Source organism: Alteromonas nitratireducens (assembly GCF_040812025.1).
GTDB lineage: Bacteria > Pseudomonadota > Gammaproteobacteria > Enterobacterales > Alteromonadaceae > Alteromonas > Alteromonas nitratireducens.
Map to the genome: position 1 here is coordinate 143,935 of NZ_JBFNPK010000002.1, position 21,620 is coordinate 165,554.

A 21,620-nucleotide genomic window follows, 5' to 3' on the forward strand; every position below is an offset into this window, starting at 1 on the left:
TGATAACCCTGACACAGGGCATGAGGAGAACCAGTGAAACTTTTTAAAACCCTTTTAATCAGCAGTGCCGTGGTTGCGGCCACCGGTATGCCGGTGATGGCAGACAATCACGCAAAAGGCCACGCCGTGGCCGCCGAACAGCAGCAAACTGAACACGACCGTCTGTTTGCACTTTTTGCTGCGGCAGATGAGCGCAACCTGGCTCTAAATCCGGTTTATGGACTGTTTCGTGGCGACATGCGCCGCGCTGATCGCCTCGGAGACTATCTGACCGACGCACAGGCGATTGCATCGCGCACCAACACGCTGCTGAATATTTCTGAACTGGAAAAAATTGATCGCAGCAAGCTGAGTGACACCGACAAGCTCGCCTATGACGTGTTCAAATACAATCAGGAACAGTCTTTGAAAGGTTCGACCGAAGAGATGCGTGCTCTGACCGAAGTGCGCCCGGTAAACCACTTCAGCGGTTTTCATACGTTCTACCCAACATTCGCCAGCGGCAAGGGCGCGGCGCCGTTTAAAACAGTAGAAGACTATGAAAACAACCTGTCACGCCACAAAGACTATATTGATATTGGCGAGCGCTCTATTGAACGTTTCCGTGAAGGGATGGAAACCGGCGTGCTGGAAACCAAGCTGACCATCGACCGCGTGATCAAGCAACTGGATACGCAACTGTCTATTCCCATGAAAGAGTCTCAGTACTGGGGCCCGGTGAAAAACTTCCCGGACAGTTTCAGCGACGAGGACAAAGCGCGCCTGACCAAAGAATATGAAACCGCCACCCAGGCCATTTACGCGTCGACCGAGCGCATGCGCGACTTCCTGCGTGACGAGTACCTCCCTGTTGCACGCGAAAGTATTGGTCTTAGCGATATGAAAGGGGGTAAGGCCCTGTATGAGCTGATGATTGAGGATACTACCACGCTGCCGCTGACTGCAGATTACCTGCACACTCTGGGGCTGAACGAGGTAGAGCGCATTAAAAACGGCGTACTGGAAATTATGGATGAAGTGGGCTTTGAAGGCACACTGAACGAATTTTTCGACTATGTGCGTACCGATCCTAAATTCAAGCCAGAGTCGCGTGAAAGCCTGACTGAAGACTACTACCGTATTGGCCGTGAAGTAGATGAGAAAATTGGTGAGTATTTCTCGCTGCTGCCGAAGTCGTCACTGGAAATCAAACCGTATGATCCTGCCATTGAGCAGTTCCAGGCCGGCGGTTCATATCAGCAGGGTACGCCTGACGGCTCGCGGCCGGGCACCTTCTACTTTAATGCCTACGATCTGCCAAGCCGCCTGACAACCGGTAACGTGACCCTGTACCTGCACGAAGGGGCACCGGGACACCACTTCCAGATTAGTCTGGCGCAGGAAAACGAGGCGCTGCCCGCGTTTATGCGCTTTGGCGGTAACACCGCGTATGTCGAAGGCTGGGCGCTGTATTCAGAAACCTTAGGCTATGAAATGGGCTTCTTTGACGATCCATGGAATCGCTACGGCACACTGATGGACGAGCAGCTGCGCGCGATGCGTCTGGTTGTGGATACCGGTATTCACGCAAAAGGCTGGACCCGCGAGCAGGCGATTGACTTTATGCTGGAAAACTCGGGTATGACCCGCACTGAAGTAGTGGCTGAAGTTGAGCGTTATATCGCTATTCCTTCTCAGGCGCTGGCGTATAAAGTGGGCGCCCTGAAAATTCAGGAACTGCGCAAAAAAGCCGAAGCCGCGCTGGGCAAGAAGTTTGATATTAAAGCGTTCCACGCCCAGGTACTGGGCACCGGCGCACTGCCACTGCCTATTCTGGAAGAGAAAATTAACCGCTGGATCAGCAGTCAGAAAAGCTGAGGTTAACCGGGTGTAAGGTAAAAAGCCGACAGAAGACTGTCGGCTTTTTTATGCGGTCAGGCAAGTCGGACAACGGCGGAATGGCCTGCTATGCTCTACTCTCAAACACCCTGTCACGGAAGATAATGTATGAACATCAACGTCACACTATATGGACAAGGCATACTGGTTTTAGCGATTATTCTGGGAGGTATTGGTTATTACCTGGGGAAGCGTAAAACCGAAAACCCCGCCCTGACTGCCGTTATCGGCTTCTTCTGCGCCTTTTTTCCGCCCTTCGGTGCAATTTTTATTATTGTGCTTGCCCTGAAAAAAGACATTGTGAGCGAGAGTAAAGAATAACCTCGGTTATTACGATCAGAAAGAGCGACATGCACTCTCAAAGTTAACGAGACAAGGTTTTCGGTCCACCCTGACGAACTAGTTTACTGAAGGCGACGGTTCGCACATCTACGTCGATGCGCGTTGTGCTATTTCATTCGTCCACTCAGACCAGGATATAGGCTTTTTCACGAAATACCCCTGCATGTAATTCACGCCAAGCTGCTTAATTTTGTTATGTATCGCCGCGCTTTCTACAAACTCTGCAACGGTTTCACAGTCAAGCACCTCGGCAATACTCTGGATTGACTCAACCAGCGTCGCGTCAAGAATGTCGTTTTCTATATCTTTAACGATACTGCCATCTATTTTGATGACATCGATCGGTAATTTACGAATATAGTTAAAAGACGCCATACCTGATCCAAAATCGTCGATCGCAATTTTGACGCCAAGCTTACTTAGCTCATCAAGGCATGCTTTTGCTGTTGCATAATGACTGATCGCGGCGGTCTCGGTTACTTCCAACGTAAAATGAGAGTAGGGCAAGCCACAACCACTGAAGTGCGTTTTAAACTGACTGGCGATTTGTCTTCCGGAAAGCGATTGTGCTGACATGTTGATAGAGAGGCGAGGGATGCAAAGCTCGCCGACTTCAATCACAAGTTGTTTAAGCTGGGCGCTGAGTTGTTTCATTACCCATTCGTCAATCCGATGAATAAGGTTAAAACGTTCTGCTATGGGTAAAAAAGACCCGGGAGAGACAAGTTCGCCATGCTGGTTCCGGAGTCGTAATAGCACTTCCCAGTAATTTTTATTTTCATCATGGGTATGGGCTATTTGTTGAAGGTAGAACTCAAATCGATTGTGCTCGAGGGCGTCGTTTATTGCCTGAATATGCAGCATATCCGCGGTGATAGGATGTCCTTCCTGACTTTCCATAAATACGAAATTGTTTCTGCCCTGTTCTTTGGCCTGATAACACGCGTGATCGGCCAGACTGAGGACTTCATTTGCGGAGGTGTAGGGGTGCAATCGGGTTATTCCTATTGATGCACCAATTCGAAATAACTTGTTTTCATGGCTGAACCGGAAGTCTTCTACATGTTGAATAATATCGCCTGCGATATGTTGTGCACGATGAACCGGACAGTTCTCTATCAGTAGTACGAACTCATCACCACCAAGCCGCGCCAGAATATCGCGATCACGTAACTTTGCGTTGAGTTCTTGCGCCAGTTGTTTTAACAGCTCGTCCCCGGCTTCATGACCGGCCGTGTCGTTTACCACTTTAAACTGATCAAGGTCGATAAACATGAGAATGTGGCTGCGCCTTTCATTCTGCTCGGCCAGTCGGGTGAGTAATTCGCTGAGCTTACTCATAAAGTAACTGCGGTTATACAATTCAGTGAGCGGATCGTGTCTGGACTCCCATTCAACCCGCTGAAATACCTGTTCCTGTAGCGTGATATCCTGAATAACCAGCACGTACTGTGTCGTGGAAGGTTTTTTTTCGTCCCTGGAGAAAGGATATACCTTTATTTGCAGTGTTTTTTCGTTATTACCACTAACGAAAAGTACTTTTACAGCGGAACCTTTTTCGGTTGGTAAGTCTTCATAGCGCAACAATGTATGTGTGACAGGATCAAATAACCGCATGACAGAACCCAGCGGCTTGTTCCTGTAATTGCTGGCGTGGAACCAGCTTTCAGCTTCATGGTTAGCAAAAAGCACGTGCCAGTTGTTATCAACCCGTATCACTGCATCGTGAATGTTCTCCAGTGTAACAGTGGCTTGTTCTTCTAGGTTCTTTAACTTGTTCTCAATTTCAAGCGATAGTGTGATATCCCGAATTACGGAAATATACTTTGACTCATGGGCAGGCTTGCTGAACTCGGCAATATGAAGCTCCAGAGGGATAAGTTGCCCGGTTTTATTTTTTCCCGTTAATCGCCGGGGTACTCCAATAATCCGTTTCTCTCCGGTCCGTGCATAACGATTGAGGTAGTCATCATGTTCTTTGGCGATATGTTCTGGCATTAAAATACTGACATTTTGCCCAATAAGTTCTTTGGGCAGATAGCCAAATATTTTTGCCGCCTGGGAATTACATTGCGTAATAATGCCTTTTTTACTTATTGCGATGACACCGTCCGGATTTGCGTCAATCAGCTCTTCCAACTCTTTGGAGAATGTTTCGGCTTTCAGTTTGTGCTGCTGCAATTCGGTAATGTTGGTAAAACTCAGTACAACCCCATTCGTTCTATCAAATCCGACGATGAAGGGAGAGACTTCAGAAAGATAAAAGTCTTTGCCTACCGTTGTCACACACTTTCGTTTCTTCTTGTCTTCCAGCGTTGCATCGATAAGCTTTTCAAGTTGTTTTAGCGGTATTTTCCAGTCAAGATTTTTCCAGTACTTGCCTTTCGACAGCGAATCGGGCCTCAGGATATTGTCCAGTTTTGGATCGGCGCGTTTAACGTTGAGGTCTGCATCCAGAATGAGAAACATGGCGTTTGCGGACTGATACAGATTATGCATCTCGCTGTTCAAGGCTTCCAGTTCGAAGTTTTTCTGAATAACTTCATCGTTGACCGTGCAAAGTTCTTCGTTAGTCGACTGCAATTCTTCATTGGTAGTCTGTAACTCTTCATTCGTTGCCTGCAGTTCTTCGTTCGATGACTGAAGTTCTTCATTCAGGGCTTGTAATTCCTCGTTGGAAGAGTCGAGTTCATCAATAACCGTGCGTAAGGATTCTTTGGTCGCTTCCAGTTCGTGTTGCAGTTGTTGTTGCGAAGGCGTTGTGTCCTGGTCACTTTTTTCACCTGCTGTCAGCTCTAAAACAGGTTTATCAACCAAAATAATCACCAGGTCATCAAACTGGTGCGGATAAAGTGGAAAAATCTGAAGCTGAATGGCGCGCTTTGTTCCGTTGACTTCCAGAGAATGAACAATACCAGCCGTTTTTGCTGCGTCCCGACGCACCTTTAACAACATGGCTTTTATTTCTGTACAGAGTGGAGCAGGAAGAAGGTCTGTGATGAGCAGGGTCGGAGTTACTGAGTTAAATGACAGTAATGCCTTAGATTCCTCAGACGTGTAAATGACGGTATTAGATTGATTTATAACGACAAAACTATTAAACGAACCTTGGCATATAGATTTGTACGCAAGCATCTCAAGAGTGGGTGAAGGTGATGAGGGCTGCTGCGACATACTATCCATCTCTCTGAGCGCTATGTCTGTCATTCTTAGTGCTGGGTTGCGATGGACGTGTTTATTTTGCACTTTTTTATAGGTGCGTTGCTCAGCACTGACTGGCGTGAAGAGTGTGCTGTCTCCTGTGGTTTCGGCTTGTCCGAGAAATAATGTGCCATGCTCGTTAAGCGAATAGTGGAAGGTCTCGAGCACTCTTTGCTGTAGTTTCGGCGTGAAATAAATCAACAAATTCCGACAACTGATTACATCGATATGTGAAAATGGAGGATCCTGAATAACGTTGTGGCGGGAGAAGGTAATGCATGACTTAACTATCTCGTTTAACACGGCTTCCTTCCCTGCAATGACGAAATATTTGTTTATAAGGTTGCGTGGGACAGGGTCTAGCGAACTGGTCGGATACTTTGCTTTTCTCGCTACGGATAACGCATTCGCATCGAGGTCAGTGCCAAAAATTTTAATTTCAAAATGCCGGTTATGCTGATGCCTCAACTCGAGCAATAACATAGTAATAGAATACGCTTCTTCACCCGTTGCACAGGCAGGCACCCATACTCTGAAGGGCTTCTCGTTATCATGCTCTTTAACCATAACGCTCAGACGTTGTTTTAACGCTTCAAAGCAGACTTTGTCTCTGAAAAACTCGGTTACGGGTATGAGAACTTTCTGGGTGAAAATGACCACTTCGGAGGGGGTTGTAGAAAGTAGTTCAGCATATTCATACATTGAGTGACACTGCGTTTCTTTCATTCGCCGCTGGATCTGGCGCTCAATCGTCGCCGTTTTGTATTGCGTCAGATCCAGACCTGACAACCGCCGGGTTTCAACAATGATGCGGTAATAATCAGAGAGCGCTTGTTTTTGCTCGTCGCTATTAAACGTATTTTTAATAATTTCCGGTAAGTGAGTGGCTATTTCCTGAGGTGACAATACATGGTCAACGATGCCAGTGGCAATGGCCGATAGCGGCATGCTATTGTATTTTGCGGTGCCAGGCTCCTGTGCTATCGCCACGCCTCCTGCCGCTTTTAACTTTATGAGTCCCTGTGCCCCATCACTTCCGGTTCCAGATAAAATGATACCAATGGGGTGAATATCACTTGCGCAAGATAGGGAGTCTAAAAGCTGGTTGATACTGGGTTTGGGTTTGACTAGCGCGTCGGGATGAAGCAAGAGCAAATGCCCTTTGTCATAAATAACATCAAAATTCGGTGGTGTTACCAGCACGGTGTTTCGTTTGGGTTTCATTCCATCGACAATTTGTTGAACCGGAAATTGACAGTGTCTGCCAAGTAGCTCATGCAGCATGCTTGATGTATTAGGGGAAAGGTGTTGCGCTACAACAATGAAGGCATTGACGGTTTTATCGATATGTCTGAAGAATTCCGAGAGCGCTTCAAGACCTCCGGCAGAAGCCCCGATAGCGATGAATGGTGTGCGCGTTTCCATTTAAATCCATTTTCTTACTTTTAATTAATGAGTATAGATGTCTGGTGTGGATCCGCGACGTAAAATATTGATAAATATCAATGCTTACACTTTTCTGGCAACTGAAACGAAAAAGGGGCTTTCGCCCCTTTTTCAATTCAAATTAAAACCCTTCAGGTGGCACATGCACCGTGCCTTCCATCAGGATCCTCGCTGAACGGCTCATTACCGCTTCTTCGATATGCCAGCGCTCACCGTCCAGAGTTGCTTTTGCGCCCACTTCCAGCGTACCGGACGGATGTCCGAAGACAACGGACTCGCGGTCTTTACCGCCGGCAGCGCGATTTACCAGGGTACCCGGAATAGCAGCAGCGGCGGCAATCGCGACGGCTGCGGTGCCCATCATGGCGTGGTGCAGCTTGCCCATGGACATGGCACGTACCAGTACATCAATATCAGCGGCCAGCACGTCTTTACCGCTCGAGGCTTTGTAATCGCGCGGCGGCGCAACCATGGCCACTTTTGGCGTATGCTGGCGTGAGGCGGCTTCGCCGATGTTGTTGATCAGCCCCATCTTCACTGCCCCGTGTGCACGAATCGCCTCAAAGCGGGCGAGGGCGTCATTGTCGCTGTTAATGTCGTCCTGCAGCTCGGTGCCGGTGTAACCAATATCTTCAGCATTGACAAAAATAGTTGGAATACCGGCATTGATCATAGTGGCTTCCAGCGTACCAACACCGGGCACGTCCAGCGTGTCGACCAGACGGCCGGTCGGGAATATCGCCCCCTCGCCGTCGGCAGGATCTTTAAATGCCACTTTGATTTCAGCGGCCGGGAAGGTCACGCCATCGAGTTCAAAGTCACCGGTTTCCTGCACTTCGCCGTTGGTAATAGGTACATGTACAATAATGGCTTTGCTGATATTCACCTGCCATACCCGCACCACGGCGACGCCGTTATCAGGGATACGACTTTTATCCACCAGGCCCTGCTGAATGGCAAACGCGCCGACCGCGGCTGTCAGGTTGCCGCAGTTACCGCTCCAGTCGACAAACGGCTTGTCGATAGAGACCTGACCGAACAGGTAATCAACATCAAAACCGTCGCGCTCACTTTTGCTGAGAATAACGGTTTTACTGGTGCTGGATGTGGCGCCGCCCATCCCGTCGGTATGTTTGCCGTAGGGGTCGGGGCTGCCAATAACACGCAGCAGCAGGGCGTCACGCGCTGGTCCCGGCTGCTGCGCCGAGGCAGGTAAATCAGCCAGATTAAAGAAAACCCCTTTACTGGTTCCGCCACGCATATACGTGGCAGGTACTTTAACCTGGGGTGCAAACGTCGTCATAAGTCTATCCACCTAAAAATTAAAGCGAAGTGAAATACGCCAGAAGCAGGGAGGGGCACGTTACCGCTAGGCCCTCTGCCGCAGGGATGCGGCAGCGGAGCCCCCATGGATGGGTTCACGGCGTGCCTGGAGGGGACGTGCCCCTCCCTGCTTCAATGGGCATTTCCTAGCTGTTGGCTTCCAGGAAGTCCTGGGCGAAGCGCTGCAACACACCACCGGCCGAGTAAATCGACACTTCTTCGGCAGTATCCAGACGACAGGTGACCGGCACATCCAGGGTGTCGCCGTTCTGACGATGGATTTGCAGTGTCAGGGTGGCGCCTGGTGACGGTTCGCCTGCCACGTCGTAGGTTTCGGTACCGTCCAGTTTCAGCGTTTTACGGGTGGTGCCCGGTTTAAACTCCAGCGGCAGTACACCCATACCAATCAGGTTGGTACGGTGAATACGCTCGAAACCTTCTGCCACAATCACTTCCACGCCTGCCAGACGGACGCCTTTGGCGGCCCAGTCACGCGATGAGCCTTGTCCGTAATCGGCACCGGCCACAATGATCAGCGGCTGCTTGCGCTTCATGTATTCTTCAATGGCTTCCCACATGCGCACCACTTTGCCTTCCGGCTCGATGCGGGCCAGTGAACCCTGCTTCACTTCGCCGTTTTCCACCACCATTTCATTGAACACTTTCGGGTTGGCCAGCGTAGCGCGCTGGGCCGTTAAGTGGTCACCTCGGTGTGTGGCGTACGAGTTAAAGTCTTCTTCCGGCAGCCCCATTTTTGCCAGGTATTCACCAGCGGCACTGGTTGGCAGAATGGCGTTTGACGGCGACAGGTGATCGGTCGTGATATTGTCACCCAGAATAGCCAGCGGTCGCATGCCTTTCATGGTGCGCGGTGCATCCATCGCGCCTTCCCAGTAAGGGGGACGGCGGATGTAGGTGCTCATCTCACGCCATTCATACAGCGGGTTAATGTTGCTGGTGTCTTCCTGACGAATGTCGAACATTGGCTCGTACACTTTGCGGAACTGTTCCGGCTTCACGTACTGCGACACAATGGCATCAATTTCTTCATCCGTTGGCCACAGATCTTTCAGGGTTACCGGGTTGCCGTCTTTGTCGGTGCCCAGGATATCCTTTTCAATGTCGAAACGGATGGTACCGGCAATGGCGTACGCGACAACCAGGGGTGGCGATGCCAGGAACGCCTGTTTGGCATACGGGTGAATACGGCCATCGAAGTTACGGTTACCGCTTAACACCGCGGTGGCGTACAGATCGCGGTCAATAATTTCCTGCTGAATATCCGGGTCCAGCGCACCGCTCATGCCGTTACAGGTAGTACAGGCAAAGGCGACCACACCAAAGCCCAGCGACTCCAGTTCGGGCAGCAGATGGGACTCTTCCAGATACAGCTTCACCGCTTTAGAGCCTGGCGCCAGTGAGGTTTTCACCCAGGGCTTGCGGGTCAGGCCGCGTTTATTGGCATTGCGGGCCAGCAGGCCGGCAGCAATTACGTTGCGCGGGTTACTGGTGTTGGTACAACTGGTGATGGCGGCAATGATCACGGCGCCATCAGGCATTTTGCCTTCTTCTTCGGTCCACGCCCCGGCAATACCGCGGTTCGCCAGCTCAGAGGTAGGCAAACGGGCATGCGGGTTAGACGGTCCTGCCATGGTGCGGTCAACACTGGATAAATCAAATGTCAGCACGCGCTCGTATTCAGCGGTTGTCATGTCATCCGCCCACAAACCGGTATGCTTGGCGTAGTTTTCTACCAGCGCAATCTGCTTGTCTTCACGGCCGGTCAGTCGCAGATAGTCAATGGTCTGCTCGTCAATGTAGAACATCGCGGCAGTGGCACCATACTCCGGTGTCATGTTGGAGATGGTCGCGCGGTCGCCCAGTGTCAGGGCAGAGGCGCCTTCACCGAAGAATTCCAGATAGGCCGAGACCACACGCTCTTTACGCAAAAACTCGGTCAGTGCCAGTACAATGTCGGTGGCCGTAATGCCCGGCTTGGGTTTGCCGGTCAGCTCCACACCCACAATGTCAGGCAGACGCATGTACGATGCACGGCCCAGCATGACGCTTTCAGCTTCAAGACCACCTACGCCTACGGCGATAACCCCAAGCGCATCCACGTGTGGGGTGTGGCTGTCGGTACCCACCAGGGTATCCGGGAAAGCAACACCGTCACGGTTCTGGATCACCGGTGACATCCGCTCCAGGTTAATCTGGTGCATAATGCCGTTGCCCGGCGGGATCACATCGACGTTTTTAAACGCTGTTTTGGTCCAGTTAATAAAGTGGAAACGGTCGTCGTTCCGGCGATCTTCAATGGCGCGGTTTTTTTCAAACGCGTCTTTTTCGAAACCGGCATGCTCCACTGCCAGCGAGTGGTCAACAATCAGCTGGGTAGGCACAACCGGGTTTACCTTGGCCGGATCGCCCCCTTTAGCGGCGATGGCGTCACGCAGACCGGCGAGGTCGACCAGTGCGGTCTGGCCCAGAATGTCATGGCATACCACGCGGGCAGGAAACCATGGAAAATCAAGGTCGCGTTTGCGGTAAATCAGCTGCTCTAACGAGGCTTTCAGGTTTTCTGGCGGGCATTTTCTTACCAGGTTTTCTGCCAGTACGCGTGACGTATATGGCAGTTTGGCATAGGCGCCGGGTTCAATGGCATCAACCGCTTCCCGCGCGTCGTAAAAGTCGACGTTGCTGCCGGGAAGGGGCTTGCGATAATCCAGGTTCATAACAATCTCCTTGCTGGCGAGGACGGTTCGCCGTCCTCATACCAAAAAGCCGGCGACACAGAGGTCGCCGGCCTGCGAAAGCGGCTTAACGCTCTGACAGAGGCGGAACTTTACGCAGTTCTTCACCGGTGTATTCCGCTGATGGGCGGATAATACGGTTGTCAGCGCGCTGCTCCATGACGTGAGCGGCCCAGCCGGTCAGACGTGACATCACGAAAATAGGGGTAAACAGCTTAGTGGGGATACCCATGAAGTTATACGCTGACGCGTGGAAGAAGTCGGCGTTACAGAACAGTTTCTTCTCGCGCCACATGACTTCCTCGCAACGAACCGATACCGGGTACAGCACCTCGTCGCCCACATCGCTGGCCAGTTTTTCTGACCATTCCTTGATGATTTCGTTACGCGGATCAGACTCTGAGTAAATCGCGTGGCCGAAGCCCATGATTTTCTCTTTACGCTCCAGCATGCCCATCATCTCTTTCTCGGCATGATCCGGTGACGTGAACTTCTCAATCATTTCCATTGCCGCTTCGTTGGCACCACCGTGCAGCGGACCACGCAGTGAGCCAATCGCACCGGTAACGCATGAGTGCATGTCAGACAGGGTAGACGCGCACACGCGGGCGGTGAAAGTAGACGCATTAAATTCGTGCTCGGCGTACAGGATCAGTGATACATGCATTACCTGCTCATGGAGCTCGCGCGGCTTTTCGCCATGCAGCATATGCAGGAAGTGACCGCCGATAGAATCGTCGTCAGTTTCAACGTCAATGCGCACGCCGTCGTGGCTGAAGCGGTACCAGTAACAGATGATGCTTGGGAAACAGGCCAGCATGCGGTCGGTAACGTCCTGCTGCTGCGAAAAGTCGGTTTCGGTTTCCAGGTTACCCAGCATAGAACAGCCGGTACGCAGCACATCCATTGGGTGTGCGTCTTTTGGAATACGCTCCAGCACTTCTTTCAGTGCCTGTGGCAGGCTGCGCAGAGAACGCAGTTTTTCCTTATAGGCATGCAGTTCGGTCTGGTTGGGCAGCTTGCCTTTGAGGATAAGGTACGCCACTTCCTCAAACTGGCAGTTGTTGGCCAGATCTTTTACGTCATAACCACGGTAGGTGAGACCTGAGCCGGATTTACCGACTGTCGACAGGGCTGTTTTTCCTGCTACCTGACCACGCAGGCCAGCACCGCTGAGTTGTTTTGCCATTTTTACGTCTCCCGATTCAAAAATGTAGGGTAATTCGTGAGTTAACTGTGTTTATTTGTCTTTCGCAAACAGCGCGTCAAGTTTCTGCTCGTAGTCGTGGTAACCCAGATAATCGTAAAGCTCCATACGGGTTTGCATCATATCGACTACGGCTTTCTGATCGCCGTTTTCCAGAATGCTCTTGTAGACGGTTTCGGCCGCCTTGTTCATAGCACGGAACGCGCTCAGCGGATACAGCACCATGTCGGCACCCCATTCACCCAGCTCTGCTTTGTTCCACAATTCGGTTTTACCAAACTCGGTTATGTTGGCCAGAATCGGTACATCCAGCGCGTCGCTGAACGCACGGTAGTGTTCTTCGGTCTGCACCGCTTCAGCAAAAATGCCGTCAGCACCGGCCTCTACATAGGCTTTCGCACGTGCAATGGCGGCATCCAGACCTTCCTGGGCGAAGGCATCGGTCCGCGCCATAATAAAGAAATCAGGATCGGTTCTGGCATCCACAGCCGCTTTGATTCGGTCAACCATCTCTTCGGTAGACACCACTTCTTTATTCGGACGGTGACCACAGCGCTTCTGCGCGACCTGGTCTTCCATGTGCACGGCTGCTGCGCCGGCTTTTTCCATGTCGCGGATGGTTTTGGCAATGTTGAATGCGCCGCCCCAGCCGGTGTCAATGTCTACCAGCAGTGGCAGGTCACAGGCGCTGGTAATGCGCTGTACGTCAGCCAGTACGTCGTTCAGTGACGTCATGCCGAGATCCGGCAGTCCATAAGAGGCGTTGGCAACACCGCCGCCAGAAAGGTAAACGGCCTTATGGCCAATGGCTTTTGCCATCATGGCGGTGTAGGCGTTAATGGTACCAACAATCTGCAGTGGCTTGTTGTCAGCCAGTGCCTGTCTGAATTTTTTTCCTGCACTCATCATATTAGCTCTTTGGTTAGTTAGGGTAAGAAAGGCGAAGTTTGTCTTCGATATTATTTTTGGAATAAAGAATATGGCGTCGCATCAGCATTTCTGCCAGTTCCTCATCCCGGTGAATGATGGCTTCCACAATATGACGATGTTCGTCATAGGCCCGCGTCACACGAGGTCCGGCCATACCAAGCTGCACCCGGTACATGCGCACCAGGTGATACAAACCGTCTATCAGTACACTGATCAGGTGGGCATTTTTGCTGCCCAGCACAATACGGTAATGAAAGTCGACGTCGCCGGCTTCCTGGTAATAGGACTCGCCGTCTTTGACATTATTGAAGTGACTGTCGATAAGGTGCTGCAGCGAGGTAATTTCCTCGTCGGTCATGTTGCGGGCGGCAAGCCGGGCGGCCATACCTTCCAGCGCTTCTCTGACCTGATACAGCTGAATCAGTCCCTCGGTAGACAGGGCGACAACGCGGGCACCGACATTGGCGCGACGCTCGACCAGATGACAGCTTGCCAGGCGGTTTATTGCTTCGCGGATCACTGCCCGGCTGACGCTGTATTTTGTCGACAATTCGGTCTCACTTAATTTGCTGCCAGCCGCAATTTCACCCTCTACGATGTCTTTTCGTAACTGGAAGAACGTTTTATCTGCGTTGGTTACCGGCGCTTCAAGGCCAATACTGACGGTCATACACTCTGACTTTGCAAATTGAAAGTGTCGACAATATAGACCTCATATCTGCGTTCGTCAAATGAAAATGGCTATATTGTCGACAAAATAGAGGTGTTTGTCGCAAACCGAGGGAAAGAGAAGAGAGGCGGTGTCAGCGTCAAAGGTGACGCTGACAGAAACCAGAATTATAAAATTTCGAAGGCGCGGACAACGCGGCCAACGCCGGTGGTATTGCGCGCAATATCGACCGCGGCTGTGGCTTCCTGGTTGGTCAGTTTGCCCATCAGGAAGACTTCGCTGTTCTGCACAATCACTTTTACCTGCAGCGCGGGAACGCGCTCGTCGGCGACAATTTGTGTGCGGACTTTTGATGCCAGCCAGATGTCGTTTGCCTGGGTTACCGCGTCAACCGGCGGGCCTAATCGTATCTGGTTGTGAATTTTGGTGATGTACTCTACCTGCCTGGCCAGTGAGACCGCTTCATCAATCAGGGTCTGGCTGGGGGCCTGGCCGGTCAGCAGCGCAATGCCGTTGTATACGTCTACCTCAAGGTTGGCTTCGTTTTTCAGCGCCTCGCTTTTAGACCACTGAAAGGCCACGGCAGAAGAGGCATTCTGATCATCAAGCTGAGTACCCACGGTACGACGGTCATTGGCGACTTTCGCCGCCATTGCTCCGGCAGCACCTACCGCGACCACGCAGCCCTGCAGACAAAGCGCACCAAGCAGCAGCGAGATGAGTCCAAGCTGTCGCATCCGGCTCATGATCAGGCGTCCGCGTGATCTGCCGGGAACAGGCTGTCGTCGATGCACTCACACAGGTTATGGATCACCAGCAAATGCACTTCCTGGATACGCGCTGTGCGGTTTGATGGCACGCGAATTTCGACGTCATGTTCGCTCAGGAAGCCTGCCATTTCGCCACCGTCCTTGCCGGTCAGGGCAACAATCGTCATATCGCGCGACAAGGCCGCTTCCATCGCCGCAATCACGTTACGTGAGTTACCGCTGGTAGAAATGGCGAGCAGAATGTCGCCCGGCTGACCTAATGCGCGTACCTGCTTGGCAAAAATCTCGTCGTAGCTGTAGTCATTAGCAATCGACGTTAGTGTGGACGTGTCAGTGCTCAGCGCAATGGCTGGCAGGCTGGGACGATCACGCTCATACCGGTTGAGCATTTCAGACGAGAAGTGCTGGGCGTCACCCGCAGACCCGCCGTTACCGCAGCTAAGGATTTTGTTGCCGCGGATGAGTGCTTCAACCATCATGGTGGCGGCTTTCTCAATGGCCTCAGGAAGAATTTCAGAGGCAGCAATTTTGGTTTGAATGCTTTCGGTAAAATTTGCTTTTATGTTTTCAATCATTATCGCGTAACTGTCCTGCTTACTGTGGTTTCAGATAATAACATTTTTAAGCCAGATTAGGTCATTTCTGGTGATGCTTACCACGTCGAAACGTAACGAAGTATGCGCCGGATTAAGACGCTGGTTCACTAAGTACACCATAAACGCGGCGCGCAGCCGCTGCTGCTTGGCGTAGTTAACGGTTTCAAAAGGCTGACCGTGCCGGTCGCTGGCGCGGTATTTTACCTCAATGCAGACCAGTGTTGCGCCGTCCAGCATCACCAAATCCAGCTCGCCCCGCCGGGTGCGGTAATTGCGTGCCTTCAGCACCAGTCCCTGCGCTTCCAGATAGGCCTGGGCTTTATCCTCTGCCGCACTTCCCTGGCGTACAGACATGCGTGTTACTCTCCGGTTTGTTGTATTCGCTCGTTGCGAATAATCGCGGTGGGCAGGTGGCGGGTAATGTTACCGTCTCTGTCCAGCGTCAGCGTGCCGGTCAGTCCGTCAACAGATGACTGCGGGAACGCCTTGAGGTTTGCCACATAGGGCAGCAAATTATAGGCATCAACACCAAAGGCAAACAGCCGGCGTGCCGCGGTCAGGCGGTTAGGCCAAATGGTCGTTGCCTGTTGAGCAAGGGTGCGCCATGGTGGATTGGGCAGCATCCAGGGCATATCAATAAAACGGACATTCTCCAGGTCACGCCACTGGTTTTTACCGCTGTCATAATCCATCGAACGTGACGTGGCATACACCGGTACCCGCGAATTGTCTGCCGGCAGCAGGCTGGCTTCAATCATCGGGTTCAGCAGCTCGGTATGTTGCGGCGACGCGAACACCACCACAGCGTCTATGTCCTGACGGTTACGTGGCATGTCGTACACTTCTTCGTTAATCATGTACTTAATCTGCTGAATGCGCTCGTTACTCTGCGCCACGTCAAGGGCGCGGGTAATGCCGTCGCGCAGCGACGCGGTGTCAGAGAAGGTGACAGTGGTCAGGTTGGGTCTGTCGCCGGTAGTGCGGGCACTCAATACCGACCAGCGTTCGCTGAAGGCATCATGCATGCGCTGATAAAGACTACTTTGAGATGCCACTACAATGGGCGCACGATAGCCCTTGCTGAACACCAGATCAGCCAGCTGATAGGCCTCGTCCTCAGGGGCCAGCGAGAAAAACAGGTGCTGTCCGGTCAGCGCGTCAGGGATCTCATTTTGCTGCACCTCGTCTGTGCGGTTCAGTGCCAGCATGGTGACTGACGGTGGCAATACCGGCAACAGGATATCCAGTGTGTCTTTTAACAGCGGGCCAATAAGCCAGCGGGTTTCACCAATCTCGCTCAGCAGTTGTTCGGCTGATTTATCCTGGGTGTCGATAAAACGTAAGGTGGGCAACGCGCGCCGACTGCTGCCGGCCTCAAGCTGTGCGTAATATGCTGCAAGAATGCCGTCTTTTACTACCGTGCCGGTATCTTCGAACCGCCCGCTGAGCGGCAGTAATATTGCCAGCTTGTCAATATCCGGCTGCACCAGTGTAGCCGGGTCGGTAACCAGGCCGGGAAGGGCCAGTGTCAGCGGATGCGAACGATACACCTGTTTATACTGTTCAAGGGCCTGGGCTGCCTCTTCCTGCTTTGTGCCGGTGGTTGCCAGCAGGTTATACAGAGCCAGATAAGGACGTAACAACGGGTAATCCTGTTCGGCACTGCGGCGCTCGGCTTCTGAGGCCTGATTAGTCCACTCCCATACGCTCTTCACCACATCCGGCGACGTACTGTCCAGCATCAGCTGGGTATTCGCCGCTGCCAGCCACTGGCCAGTGGACAGATACAGCTGACGCAGCAACTGCTGCTTTCGTGGTGCCCATTTTCCCTGTAGGTCCCGGCCTTCAAGTAACGGCAGTAAGGCGGAGGGTTTCACGGATGGATCATGAATGTAGGCGGCGACGGTCAGGAGATCGGCCTGGTTACGCTGCTGTTCAGGAATACCGCGTTCGCGCAGTGTGAGCAGGATCTGGCGGGCTTCGGTAATATTACCCGCGCTCAGGTAGTCATCGGTCAAATCAAGCAGATAGCGGTTTGCCAGCAGGGTGTCACCTTCCAGCCAGGCCTGCTTTGCTGCGGCCAGGGTGTCGGCGATAGTATCGGTTTCTGTGACGGTGGGTTCGGCTTGCGTAACGACCGGACGGACCGGGGCGCGCTGTTGCTTTGGCTGAGCTGAACAGGCGACCAGCGCCGTGGCAAGCACACTTATACCGAACGCGCGAAAAAACCTGGTTACTGTCACTGCAAGCTCCCTTTCAATTCCGTTAGCGCCAAGTGTATCTGAACCGGGGCGAAAATCTACGGTTAAGCGAATAATCTGGCCTTGTGGCGTGGTACACTGTGTTTTTTACTCATCCGCCATATTGTTATGACTGATTCTGCCACGCTGTATATTGTGCCAACCCCGATTGGTAACCTGGATGACCTCTCTGCCCGTGCCATCGACACGCTCCGCTGTGTTGACTGGATTGCCGCTGAGGATACGCGTCACAGCCAGCGGTTATTGTCACATTTCTCGATTACTACCCGCACGATGTCGCTGCATGAGCACAACGAGGACAAGCGGGTCGCTATGCTGTGTCAGCGCCTGAAAGACGGTGAGTCGGTGGCACTGATTAGCGATGCCGGTACTCCGCTCATCAGCGACCCAGGGTTTTTGCTGGTGCGTCGTTGCCGGGAAGAGGGGCTGAACGTGGTGGCGTTGCCCGGACCGTGCGCGGCGATTACTGCACTGAGTGCATCGGGTCTGCCCACTGACCGGTTTATCTTTGAGGGCTTTTTGCCAGTAAAAGCGCAGGCAAAAAGCGAGGCGCTGGCCGCACTGGCCGACAGCACCGGTACAACGGTGTTCTACGAAGCGCCACGTCGTATTGCCGCAACGGTTGAAGCAATGCAGCAGCATTTTCCCGGGCGCATGATTGTGGTTGCCAAAGAAATCAGTAAGGCCTTTGAAACCTATGTCAGCGGCACACCGGCTGAGGTACTGGCATGGCTGAATGCCGACCCGGTGCATCAGAAAGGGGAGTTTGTGGTGATGGTCAGCCCGGCTGAAAAAGAGTCAGGTTCACTGCCGTCGGAGGCCTTGTCACTGCTGGATATGCTGTGCGACGAGATGCCCCTGAAGCGTGCTGCCGCCATCGTGGCCAAACACTATGATCTGAAAAAGAACGCCTTGTACCAGGCCGGGCTGGAACGAAGCGGTAGCACCTGACCACGGCGTCATTTTTGATCCCTCCCCCTGTGTTTCTGCATACCCATACTGGCAACGCTAATCAGGAGGGATCATGAAGCAGCACGAACTGAGTATTGATATTCAGGGGGGGCATTGGGTCGTCGATATTTTCGAACAGCGCCTGGATGACGGGGTCTACGATTTAATTGCGCCCGCCACCGCAACCACTCTCCGGCTGGATGACAACACCCTGTACGGTTTTCGCTATCACATTACCGCACCGGCACTGACAACGTATAAGGTCTGTCTGGATGATACCGTGCTGGCAGAGGGCGTGGTGGATGACAGTGGCCTGGCTGATGGGCGCGGCGTACTGTAATAAACAAGGCGGCCACGGCCGCCTTATTTAGTTACTCAGGACAGTCGTCCTTTAAAATCGTCGTAGGTAAATTCACGCACCAGATCGAACTCCCCGTTTTTGCGCAAAATACCAATGGCAGGATGCTGCACCCCGTTAAAGAACGTGGTTTTCACCATGGTGTAATGCATCATATCCTCAAACTGAATACGGTCACCCGGCTTGAGCGGCGCGTCAAACGAGTAGGTATCGATAACATCACCGGCCAGACACGAGTTTCCACCCAGCTTATAGTCATGGGCTTTTTCACCCGGTAAACCGGCATTGAGGATGGCAGGCCGGTAAGGCATTTCCAGCACATCCGGCATGTGCGCCGTGGCAGAAATATCCAGAATGGCGATGTCGCCTTCGTTGCTGACAATGTCCACCACCTCAGCAATCAGCGGCCCGGTCTGCCAGGCAACGGCAGAGCCCGGCTCCATGATGACATCCAGGTGCGGGTAGCGGGCTTTAAAGTCTGACAGCGTGCGGATAAGGTGCTCAACATCGTAACCGGCGCGGGTCATCAGGTGACCACCGCCCAGGTTCAGCCACTTCATTTGCCCCAGCCACTTGCCGAAGCGCTGTTCAATGGCGTTAAGCGTACGCTCGGTCGCAAACGAGTCACACTCGCACAGGTTATGGCAGTGCAACCCTTCAATACCGGTCAGATCAACGCCTTCCAGTTCACTGGCGCGAATACCCAGACGCGACCCGGGGGCTGCCGGATCGTACAGTGGCGTCTCCGCTTCCTGGTGTTCCGGGTTAATGCGCAGACCCAGCGACACGCCGGGCAGGGCGTCTTTGTATGTCTGCCATTGGGTCAGGCTGTTGAACGTCAGGTGGTTGACCAGTGTTTTCAGGGCATCAATGTCCTGTAGCTTGTAGGCTGGTGCATAAGCATGCACCTCTTTGCCCATTTCCGATGCCAGTCTGGCTTCCCATACCGAGCTGGCCGTGGCGCCATGCAGGTACTGCTTCACAATGTCGAAGCTCGACCACATAGAAAAGCCCTTCAGTGCCAGAATGATGCGGACGCCGGAGGCATCCTGCACCCGCTTCATCAGCTCCAGGTTGGCAATGAGTTTCGCCTCTTCAAGCACGTAGCACGGTGACGGGATGTCCGTGCGGGTTGTCAGATCAGTCAAGACCCTACGCTCCTGTTATCGTTTGAACGGACTTTCGTCGCACTCGATGATATGCCATGGCAGACCATGCTGGTTCAGCTGTTCCATGAACGGATCCGGATCAAACTGTTCCATGTTCCATACGCCTGGCTTCATCCACTGACCGTTAAGCATCAGCATCGCGCCAATCATGGCAGGCACGCCGGTGGTATAAGATACCGCCTGGGCACCCAACTCCTCGTTGGTCTTCGCGTGGTCACAGTTGTTGTAAATGAAGATGGTTTTTTCTTTACCGTCTTTCATACCGGTAATATAGGTACCGATACAGGTCATGCCGGTATAGCCCTCGGCCAGTGAGCCCGGGTTAGGCAGTACTGCTTTCAGAAATTCCAGCGGTACAATTTTCTGGCCCTGGAATTCAACCGGCTCGATGCTGGTCATGCCAATACCTTCCAGCACACGCAGGTGGTTGAGGTATGCATCTCCGAACGTCATCCAGAAACGGGCACGTTTCAGGGTAGGGAAGTGCTTGACCAGCGACTCCAGCTCTTCGTGGAACATCAGGTAAGAAGCGCGCACACCAATGTTCTGGTAGTCCAGATCTTCACGTACGCTCAGTGGGTCGGTTTCTTTCCACTCGCCATTTTCCCAGTAGCGACCGCGCTGGGTAATTTCACGAATGTTGATTTCCGGGTTGAAGTTGGTTGCGAACGCCTGACCGTGGTCACCGCCGTTACAGTCTACGATATCCAGATAGTGAACTTCGTCGAAATAATGTTTTGCGGCATAGGCCGTGAAAACGTTAGTAACACCCGGATCGAAGCCGCTGCCCAGCAGCGCCATGATACCTGCATCTTTAAATTTGTCCTGATATGCCCACTGCCAGGAGTATTCAAATTCTGCTTTGTCTTTTGGCTCATAGTTCGCGGTATCCAGGTAGTGTGTTTTGGTTGCCAGACAGGCGTCCATAATAGGCAGGTCCTGGTACGGCAGTGCCAGGTTAATAACCAGATCCGGTTTGACCTGGTTAATCAGCGCTTCTACTTCTGCTGCGTTATCCGCATCCAGTGCAAATACACCCTTTACACGGTCTTCGCCGACTTCTTTCTGAAGGGCTTCACACTTAGACAGGGTGCGGCTGGCAAGGTAGATTTCATCGAAATACTCAGGCAGACGCGCACACTTTTTTACGGTTACTGAGGCGACGCCGCCTGCACCAATAATTAACACACGAGACATATTATTTATCCCCGAATTGGATTACTGAATGAATTGCGCTGAATCCTAGCAGACAACAGTAAATAGGCAAGCAAAGTCAGTCTGCAAAGGCTAAAAAGATTGTCATTTTTCAGCCGCTTTCAGCCCTCCATTGGCTCTGCAATCATGACGGTGTCCGCGACCCGGAAATAGGGGTAAATAAGCCGGGTTTCGCTGCCATCCGGGGCAGTGACATTGACCGCGATGGCATCAAGCTGACGATCTCCCTGCGTGTAAACGGTGGCGGCATAGACCAGCGTACTGTAACTGTTCGAATCTGTAGTGGTATCGATAATGCGCCACTGCAATTTTTCGATCAGCTGCGCGGGGCTGGCTTCATCACTGGGATCGTCGGTAAACAGACAACCCACCTTGCCTTCTTCATAAACAGCGGCAAACGGATAAAAGTGGCTGCTGTGTGCAAGCAGGGATTTGCACAGTGTCAGCGCCCGGGTGATCAGTGTCTGAACCGGTTGTGGAAGTGCGCGGGTACGCCAGACCATAGGGCTGCCTCTTTGTTAGGTAAATGATGTCTTTAAAAACGACCAGA

General features: G+C 52.4%; 17 protein-coding genes. 4 read left to right on the plus strand and 13 right to left on the minus strand.

Features of this window, described 5'->3' with window-relative positions; translation table 11 throughout:
- Window positions 1-33 precede the first annotated feature (33 nt).
- Together AB1N33_RS03235 and AB1N33_RS03240 are read left to right on the plus strand one after the other, a co-directional pair.
- Window positions 34-1,857, plus strand: a complete 1,824-nt coding sequence (locus AB1N33_RS03235; protein ID WP_411270101.1) for a DUF885 domain-containing protein — start codon at window positions 34-36, stop codon at window positions 1,855-1,857.
- Window positions 1,858-1,986: 129 nt separating this feature from the next.
- Window positions 1,987-2,199 (plus strand): hypothetical protein, encoded by a 213-nt coding sequence (locus tag AB1N33_RS03240; RefSeq protein WP_411270102.1) that lies wholly within the window; start codon window positions 1,987-1,989, stop codon window positions 2,197-2,199.
- A 108-nt stretch (window positions 2,200-2,307) separates the two neighbouring features.
- Here AB1N33_RS03240 and AB1N33_RS03245 read toward each other — a convergent pair whose 3' ends face one another.
- The 10 genes from AB1N33_RS03245 to AB1N33_RS03290 all read right to left on the minus strand — a co-directional run bounded on the left by AB1N33_RS03245 (window position 2,308) and on the right by AB1N33_RS03290 (window position 17,359).
- The gene (locus tag AB1N33_RS03245; RefSeq protein WP_411270103.1) at window positions 2,308-6,846 is read right to left on the minus strand and encodes an EAL domain-containing protein; all 4,539 of its coding nucleotides are present in this window, start codon (window positions 6,844-6,846) and stop codon (window positions 2,308-2,310) included.
- A 142-nt stretch (window positions 6,847-6,988) separates the two neighbouring features.
- Window positions 6,989-8,170, minus strand: a complete 1,182-nt coding sequence (gene prpF / locus AB1N33_RS03250; RefSeq protein WP_411270104.1) for a 2-methylaconitate cis-trans isomerase PrpF — start codon at window positions 8,168-8,170, stop codon at window positions 6,989-6,991.
- A gap of 166 nt (window positions 8,171-8,336) precedes the next feature.
- Window positions 8,337-10,925, minus strand: a complete 2,589-nt coding sequence (acnD, locus tag AB1N33_RS03255; RefSeq protein ID WP_411270105.1) for a Fe/S-dependent 2-methylisocitrate dehydratase AcnD — start codon at window positions 10,923-10,925, stop codon at window positions 8,337-8,339.
- Window positions 10,926-11,010: 85 nt separating this feature from the next.
- Window positions 11,011-12,132: a bifunctional 2-methylcitrate synthase/citrate synthase gene (prpC, locus tag AB1N33_RS03260; RefSeq protein WP_411270106.1), complete on the minus strand. Its 1,122-nt coding sequence runs from the start codon at window positions 12,130-12,132 to the stop codon at window positions 11,011-11,013.
- 51 nt (window positions 12,133-12,183) lie between these two features.
- The gene (gene prpB, locus AB1N33_RS03265) at window positions 12,184-13,056 is read right to left on the minus strand and encodes a methylisocitrate lyase (protein WP_411270223.1); all 873 of its coding nucleotides are present in this window, start codon (window positions 13,054-13,056) and stop codon (window positions 12,184-12,186) included.
- A gap of 16 nt (window positions 13,057-13,072) precedes the next feature.
- Window positions 13,073-13,750 carry a GntR family transcriptional regulator gene (locus AB1N33_RS03270; RefSeq protein ID WP_411270107.1) on the minus strand — a complete coding sequence of 226 codons (678 nt, stop codon included), beginning with the start codon at window positions 13,748-13,750 and terminating at the stop codon, window positions 13,073-13,075.
- 167 nt (window positions 13,751-13,917) lie between these two features.
- Window positions 13,918-14,487 (minus strand): division/outer membrane stress-associated lipid-binding lipoprotein, encoded by a 570-nt coding sequence (gene dolP, locus AB1N33_RS03275; RefSeq protein ID WP_411270224.1) that lies wholly within the window; start codon window positions 14,485-14,487, stop codon window positions 13,918-13,920.
- A gap of 11 nt (window positions 14,488-14,498) precedes the next feature.
- Window positions 14,499-15,095, minus strand: a complete 597-nt coding sequence (locus tag AB1N33_RS03280) for a phosphoheptose isomerase (protein WP_411270108.1) — start codon at window positions 15,093-15,095, stop codon at window positions 14,499-14,501.
- A gap of 30 nt (window positions 15,096-15,125) precedes the next feature.
- Entirely contained in the window at window positions 15,126-15,470 is a 345-nt protein-coding gene (locus AB1N33_RS03285; RefSeq protein WP_411270109.1) for a YraN family protein, read from the minus strand.
- A 5-nt stretch (window positions 15,471-15,475) separates the two neighbouring features.
- Complete coding sequence (locus tag AB1N33_RS03290; RefSeq protein ID WP_411270110.1) at window positions 15,476-17,359, minus strand: penicillin-binding protein activator; 1,884 nt, start codon at window positions 17,357-17,359, stop codon at window positions 15,476-15,478.
- A 126-nt stretch (window positions 17,360-17,485) separates the two neighbouring features.
- Between AB1N33_RS03290 and rsmI the strand changes: the two genes are divergently transcribed.
- Complete coding sequence (gene rsmI, locus AB1N33_RS03295) at window positions 17,486-18,328, plus strand: 16S rRNA (cytidine(1402)-2'-O)-methyltransferase (protein WP_411270111.1); 843 nt, start codon at window positions 17,486-17,488, stop codon at window positions 18,326-18,328.
- Window positions 18,329-18,401: 73 nt separating this feature from the next.
- Window positions 18,402-18,668: a hypothetical protein gene (locus tag AB1N33_RS03300; RefSeq protein ID WP_411270112.1), complete on the plus strand. Its 267-nt coding sequence runs from the start codon at window positions 18,402-18,404 to the stop codon at window positions 18,666-18,668.
- A 35-nt stretch (window positions 18,669-18,703) separates the two neighbouring features.
- On the opposite strand, the gene nspC is transcribed toward AB1N33_RS03300, so the two are convergent.
- The 3 genes from nspC to AB1N33_RS03315 form a co-directional block, all read right to left on the minus strand.
- A complete protein-coding gene (nspC, locus tag AB1N33_RS03305) occupies window positions 18,704-19,834 on the minus strand; it encodes a carboxynorspermidine decarboxylase (RefSeq protein ID WP_411270113.1) in 1,131 nt (376 codons plus the stop codon).
- Between the two features lie 15 nt (window positions 19,835-19,849).
- Window positions 19,850-21,052 carry a saccharopine dehydrogenase family protein gene (locus AB1N33_RS03310; RefSeq protein WP_411270114.1) on the minus strand — a complete coding sequence of 401 codons (1,203 nt, stop codon included), beginning with the start codon at window positions 21,050-21,052 and terminating at the stop codon, window positions 19,850-19,852.
- A 119-nt stretch (window positions 21,053-21,171) separates the two neighbouring features.
- Complete coding sequence (locus tag AB1N33_RS03315; RefSeq protein WP_411270115.1) at window positions 21,172-21,573, minus strand: hypothetical protein; 402 nt, start codon at window positions 21,571-21,573, stop codon at window positions 21,172-21,174.
- Window positions 21,574-21,620 lie beyond the last annotated feature (47 nt).